This is a genomic window from Pseudomonas sp. SDO5532_S415, assembly GCF_054071155.1.
Window position 1 is genome coordinate 1 of record NZ_JBSVWS010000275.1, and the last position, 4,638, is coordinate 4,638.

8 protein-coding genes are annotated in these 4,638 nt (G+C 60.3%); 1 reads left to right on the forward strand and 7 read right to left on the reverse strand.

Features of this window, described 5'->3' with window-relative positions; all coding sequences use genetic code 11:
- Positions 1 to 66: 66 nt before the first annotated feature.
- From ACW9HW_RS28925 to ACW9HW_RS28955, 7 genes are all read right to left on the reverse strand, one after another.
- Positions 67 to 1,065, reverse strand: a complete 999-nt coding sequence (locus ACW9HW_RS28925) for a glutathione S-transferase family protein (protein ID WP_457402724.1) — start codon at positions 1,063 to 1,065, stop codon at positions 67 to 69.
- Between the two features lie 90 nt (positions 1,066 to 1,155).
- A complete protein-coding gene (locus tag ACW9HW_RS28930) occupies positions 1,156 to 2,157 on the reverse strand; it encodes a glycosyl transferase family protein (protein ID WP_457402726.1) in 1,002 nt (333 codons plus the stop codon).
- The gene (locus tag ACW9HW_RS28935; RefSeq protein ID WP_095192692.1) at positions 2,154 to 2,489 is read right to left on the reverse strand and encodes a TusE/DsrC/DsvC family sulfur relay protein; all 336 of its coding nucleotides are present in this window, start codon (positions 2,487 to 2,489) and stop codon (positions 2,154 to 2,156) included. Before ACW9HW_RS28935 ends, ACW9HW_RS28930 begins: the two co-directional genes overlap by 4 nt.
- On the reverse strand, positions 2,486 to 2,779 hold the full coding sequence (gene tusB, locus ACW9HW_RS28940) for a sulfurtransferase complex subunit TusB (RefSeq protein WP_457402728.1): 294 nt from the start codon (positions 2,777 to 2,779) through the stop codon (positions 2,486 to 2,488). The genes ACW9HW_RS28935 and tusB overlap by 4 nt, the downstream gene beginning before the upstream one ends.
- Positions 2,779 to 3,141 carry a sulfurtransferase complex subunit TusC gene (gene tusC / locus ACW9HW_RS28945; RefSeq protein ID WP_457402730.1) on the reverse strand — a complete coding sequence of 121 codons (363 nt, stop codon included), beginning with the start codon at positions 3,139 to 3,141 and terminating at the stop codon, positions 2,779 to 2,781. The genes tusB and tusC overlap by 1 nt, the downstream gene beginning before the upstream one ends.
- A 1-nt stretch (position 3,142) precedes the next feature.
- Positions 3,143 to 3,535 carry a sulfurtransferase complex subunit TusD gene (gene tusD / locus ACW9HW_RS28950; RefSeq protein WP_457402736.1) on the reverse strand — a complete coding sequence of 131 codons (393 nt, stop codon included), beginning with the start codon at positions 3,533 to 3,535 and terminating at the stop codon, positions 3,143 to 3,145.
- Between the two features lie 199 nt (positions 3,536 to 3,734).
- The gene (locus tag ACW9HW_RS28955) at positions 3,735 to 4,070 is read right to left on the reverse strand and encodes a DUF6388 family protein (RefSeq protein ID WP_457402732.1); all 336 of its coding nucleotides are present in this window, start codon (positions 4,068 to 4,070) and stop codon (positions 3,735 to 3,737) included.
- A gap of 92 nt (positions 4,071 to 4,162) precedes the next feature.
- Here ACW9HW_RS28955 and ACW9HW_RS28960 point away from each other — a divergent pair, with 92 nt between their 5' ends.
- The gene (locus tag ACW9HW_RS28960) at positions 4,163 to 4,513 is read left to right on the forward strand and encodes a hypothetical protein (RefSeq protein ID WP_457402734.1); all 351 of its coding nucleotides are present in this window, start codon (positions 4,163 to 4,165) and stop codon (positions 4,511 to 4,513) included.
- Positions 4,514 to 4,638: the final 125 nt, after the last annotated feature.

Genomic DNA, 4,638 nt, shown 5'->3' on the forward strand with positions numbered 1-4,638 from the left:
GTGCCAACCACGGGACCTGTGGGAGCGGGCTTGCCCGCGATGGGGGCCTCAAAATTTCCACAAATTTTAAACCCTGCGCCAAACCCCTTTGCCGCTCAACCGCGCCCGATCATGGGCCGCGGTGAAATCCTGCGCCGGACCTTTAGGCACAACACCCGTCGGATTGATGGTCTTGTGACTGCCGTAGTAGTGATGCTTGATGTGGGTGAAGTCCACCGTCTCGGCAATCCCTGGCCACTGATAGATCTCCCGCAGCCAGTTCGACAGGTTCGGATAATCGGCAATCCGCTTCAGGTTGCACTTGAAGTGGCCGTGATACACCGCATCGAAGCGGATTAGCGTGGTGAACAGGCGGATGTCCGCTTCGGTCAGGTATTCACCGGTCAAGTAACGGTTGGCACCTAGCAGCTGTTCAAGTCGATCCAATTCGACAAACAACGCGTCGAACGCCTCTTCATAGGCTTGCTGCGAGGTGGCAAAACCGGCGCGGTACACGCCATTGTTCACCGCCGGATAGATGCGCTCGTTCAGCGCGTCGATCTCGCTACGCAGCGGCGCCGGATAGAAGTCCAGATCGTTGCCGGTCAACTCATCGAAGGCGCTGTTGAACATGCGGATGATTTCCGCCGATTCATTGTTGACGATATGTTTTTGCTGCGTGTCCCAGAGCACCGGCACGGTGACACGGCCGGTGTAGTCGGCGGCATCGGCGGTGTAGCGCTGGTGCATGAATTCGAGGTGGTCGAGTTTGTCGCCGGTGGAGCCGTGGGACTTGTCGAAAGTCCAACCGTTTTCCAGCATCAGATAGCTGACCACCGACACGTCGATCAGGCTTTCCAGCCCCTTGAGTTTGCGCAAGATCAGCGTGCGATGAGCCCACGGACAGGCCAGGGACACGTAGAGGTGATAGCGACCCGCCTCGGCAGCAAAGCCACCGATACCGCTCGGGCCGGGTTGGCCGTCAGCGGTAACCCAGTGGCGACGCTGCGCCTGTTCGCGCTGGAACGCGCCATCCTTGCTTTCGTACCACTTGTCCTGCCAGCGACCTTCAACGAGCAAACCCATGTCCAAGACTCCTCAACCAGTAAGCGTTGGAGAGGAGTCTATTCCGATAGGTTCGATATAAAAGCGCAAAGATTAAAGGGTCACTATCGATTAAATCGATTTGTCTCGCGCATCCCAATATTTTTGGGCGGTTTCGAAGGCCTGCTCGCGGGTCTGGCCGAGGCCGCGCAAGGCCAGGGCCATGGTCGAAACCAGGGCCATTTGCGGATAACTGTCGACCACATCGCCACGCCATACGGCTTTGAGGTGCTCGGGGTCGAGGCTGGCCGGTTTGACGTGGCGCTGGCTCGACAGCTGCGGCCATTCCTCGTCCCAACTCTCACCGCCCGTCGTGCCGTACAGATGGCTGTCGGCATCCGGGTTGATTTCGATTTCGCCGCCATCGCCCTTGATCACGATTGCCGTGTCGCCGAGCAGGCCGCTGGCATCGCGATGCACCGCCTGATAGCCAGGGTGGAAAATGCTTTGCAAGCCGCAACGGGCACCCAGCGGATTGAGAATCCGCGCCAGGGAGTGGATCGGCGAGCGCAGGCCCAGGGTGTTGCGCAGGTCGATCATGCGTTGCAACTGGGGAGCCCAGTCCACCAGCGGCATGAAGGCCAGGCCGCCGTTGTCCAGTGCCGCGCCGACTTGCTGCCAGTTACGGCACAGCGGGATTTTCAACGCGTGTAGCAATTGTTCGCTGTACAGCCGCCCCGCGGTATGTGCGCCGCCGCCGTGCATGAAAATCCGCACGCCGTTCTGCGCCAGGCACTTGGCCGCCAGCAGATACCACGGCAGATGACGCTTCTTGCCGGCGTAGGTCGGCCAGTCCAGATCGACGTTCAATGCCGGTGGCTGCAAGCGCTCACGCAAAGCTTCGGTGAACCCGGCCATTTCCTCGGCGCTTTCTTCCTTGTGCCGCAGCAGCATCAGGAATGCGCCGAGTTGGGTCTCTTCGACCTGCTCATCGAGCACCATGCCCATGGCCTGGCGGGCTTCTTCGCGGGTCAGGTCGCGAGCGCCGCGCTTGCCTTTGCCAAGGATGCGTACGAATTGGGCGAACGGATGTTCGGCGGGCGTTTCGAGGGTCAGCGCTGTGTAATCGGTCATAAGCAATTCGTCGGTTTGGGCAGGCCCGCCAGTTTCGCGGCGAGTTTGGCGGGTGTGCCTTTGAACAATCGGTTCAGGTGCAGGCTGTTGCCCTTGTCCGGGCCGAGTTTCAATGCGGTGTACTTGATCAGCGGGCGGGTGGCCGGTGACAGCTGGAACTCGGCGTAAAAGCTGCGCAGCAGTTCGAGGATTTCCCAGTGTGCAGGAGTCAACTCGATGTCTTCGGCGGCCGCCAGGGCGCTGGCGACGTCGGTGGACCAGTCATTGAGCTCGACCAGAAAACCGTCCTTGTCCAACTCGATGGCGCGGGCGCCGACCGTCAGGGAATTCATAACCAACTGTTGACCTTGTCGTGGTGGATCGACAACTCGACGAAGGCCGGATAGTCGATGGACTCGGCCCAGTCCGGCACCTCAATCGCCCGGGCCTGGACGTCTTCGGCCAGGACATAGAGTTTCAAGCCACGAGCCTCGAGAGCCGTGAAGGGTGCGGTGCCCGGTTGCAAGGCATAGGCCGCGTCACCGGACAGCAGCAGCGCATCGTCGGCGCCGATCAGTCGCAGGCAACTGCTCAGGCGGTCGTCGCCGAACGGGGAATGAGACAACACATGCAAAGTCGACATCAGAGGGTGATCACCTGGTCGTAACGGTCAATGAGTGCAGTGATTTCATGGGTGGCCAGCACCCGGGCTTCTTCCAGCGACAGAGCGCTGGAGTCCAGGCCACGCTGGGCCACGCTTTCAGCGCAGACAAACAGTTCTTCGACGCCAAACATCGGCAAGGCCTGCAAATTGGCGCTCAAGTCTTTCTGTTGCAGGGCCTTGGCGTCCTGTTTCGTCGCAAGCTGGAACACGCCGTCATCGAGAAACAGCAGGCCGATCGGCAGATCGAACGCGCCCCCGGCCAGCACGATGTCCAGCGCTTCCCGCGCACCCGGCCCGGACCACGGCGCCTGACGGCTGATAATCAACATGGATTTGGCCATTTCAGTCGCCTCCGAAACAGATCAGGCGGTCGGCGTCCTGCACCGCGTCATGCAATTGACCCAGGCCCGACAACTCCCATGGTGTGTCGATGGCTACCGCCTCACGCTGATAGCGCCTGGCTTCTTCCTCGTTCAACACGCCACGGCGCAGCGCAGCCGCGATGCAGACTACGCCGTCCAGTTGCTGTTCGCTGACGAAGGCGCGCCATTGTTTGGGCAAATCCAGTTCGTCCTGGGGCGTGACCACGCTGCTGGACGCGTTGTAGACGCCATCCTGGTAGAAAAACAGCCGGACAATCTCATGCCCGCCGGCCAGCGCGGCCTGGGCGAACAACAAGGCACGGCGCGAGGAGGGCGCATGGGCGGCGCAAAACACGGCGATGGCGAACTTCATGACGGACTCGATCAGCGAAACTGCGGCCATGATAAAGCTTTATCGGCGGGGCGGCTAAATCGATGTTGTCTTTGCTGGCCCCTTCGCGAGCAGGCTCGCTCCCACAAGGGTTTTGCAGTGGAATTCAATTGTGTATACGACACAAATCCCTGTGGGAGCGAGCCTGCTCGCGAAAGCGGACTCACAGGCGAAGCTGCCATCAAGTTTGATCACCCAACCCGTATAGATCGCAGTACTCCAGCCAATCCATCCCGGCCATCTCGGCCACTTCCCTGTGCACTTCCAGGCGCTGGGCCTCGTAGTCCTCAGGTGTGGCGGCGGTCAGTTGCAGTGTCAATTCCCAGGCAAACAGGCCAAGGCGCTCGGCTTCGGCCTCGAAGGCTTCGTGCAAACGCTCGTCGCGAAACTGCGCGAGGGTTTCGCCCTTGGCCTGAGCGAGCAGCGGATTGAGGTTGTCCAGCTCGGCGCGAAGTTCGGGACGCTCATCGAGAAAGCGCTTCAGTGCTTGTTCATGGTGTTGTTCGGGTGCAGCCATGGTCGCTCCTTCGATAGATGTAAATGCAGTAAAGCAGATCGGTAAGCCCTGCCACAGTGATAAAGTCCGCTTTTTCCTGATGAGCGACTGCAATGCGAATTCTGATGGTGGCGCTGGCCGTGACAATGCTGGCCGGGTGCGCGGGCTCGGTGATGAGCGACGCCCGCAGCAAACCCCCGTACAAGACCCTGAACTCGGACAAGCCGGAAAAAGTCGTGGCCCAGTGCGTGCAGTTTTCCTGGCAGGACGAAGCGGTGTTCGGTGTCGATGCCAGCGGCTATCTGCAGCCAGGCGAGAGGGGTGGCACGACCGTGTACACGCGTTCGGCGGAGTCCTTCGTGGACGTGACCACCGATGCGTCAGGCACGGTGCTGAGTTATTACGCGCAGCAGGATGACTTCGTCGCCAAACGCCGGTTGGCGGCGTTGGCAACGTGCCTGTGATCTAAACGCTAGAGTAATACCTCCCTGTGGGAGCGAGCCTGCTCGCGAAGGCGGTGGTTCGGTCAACATCGTTTTTGAATGTGAAACCGCTTTCCCGAGCAGGCTCGCTCCCACAGTTTTATTTG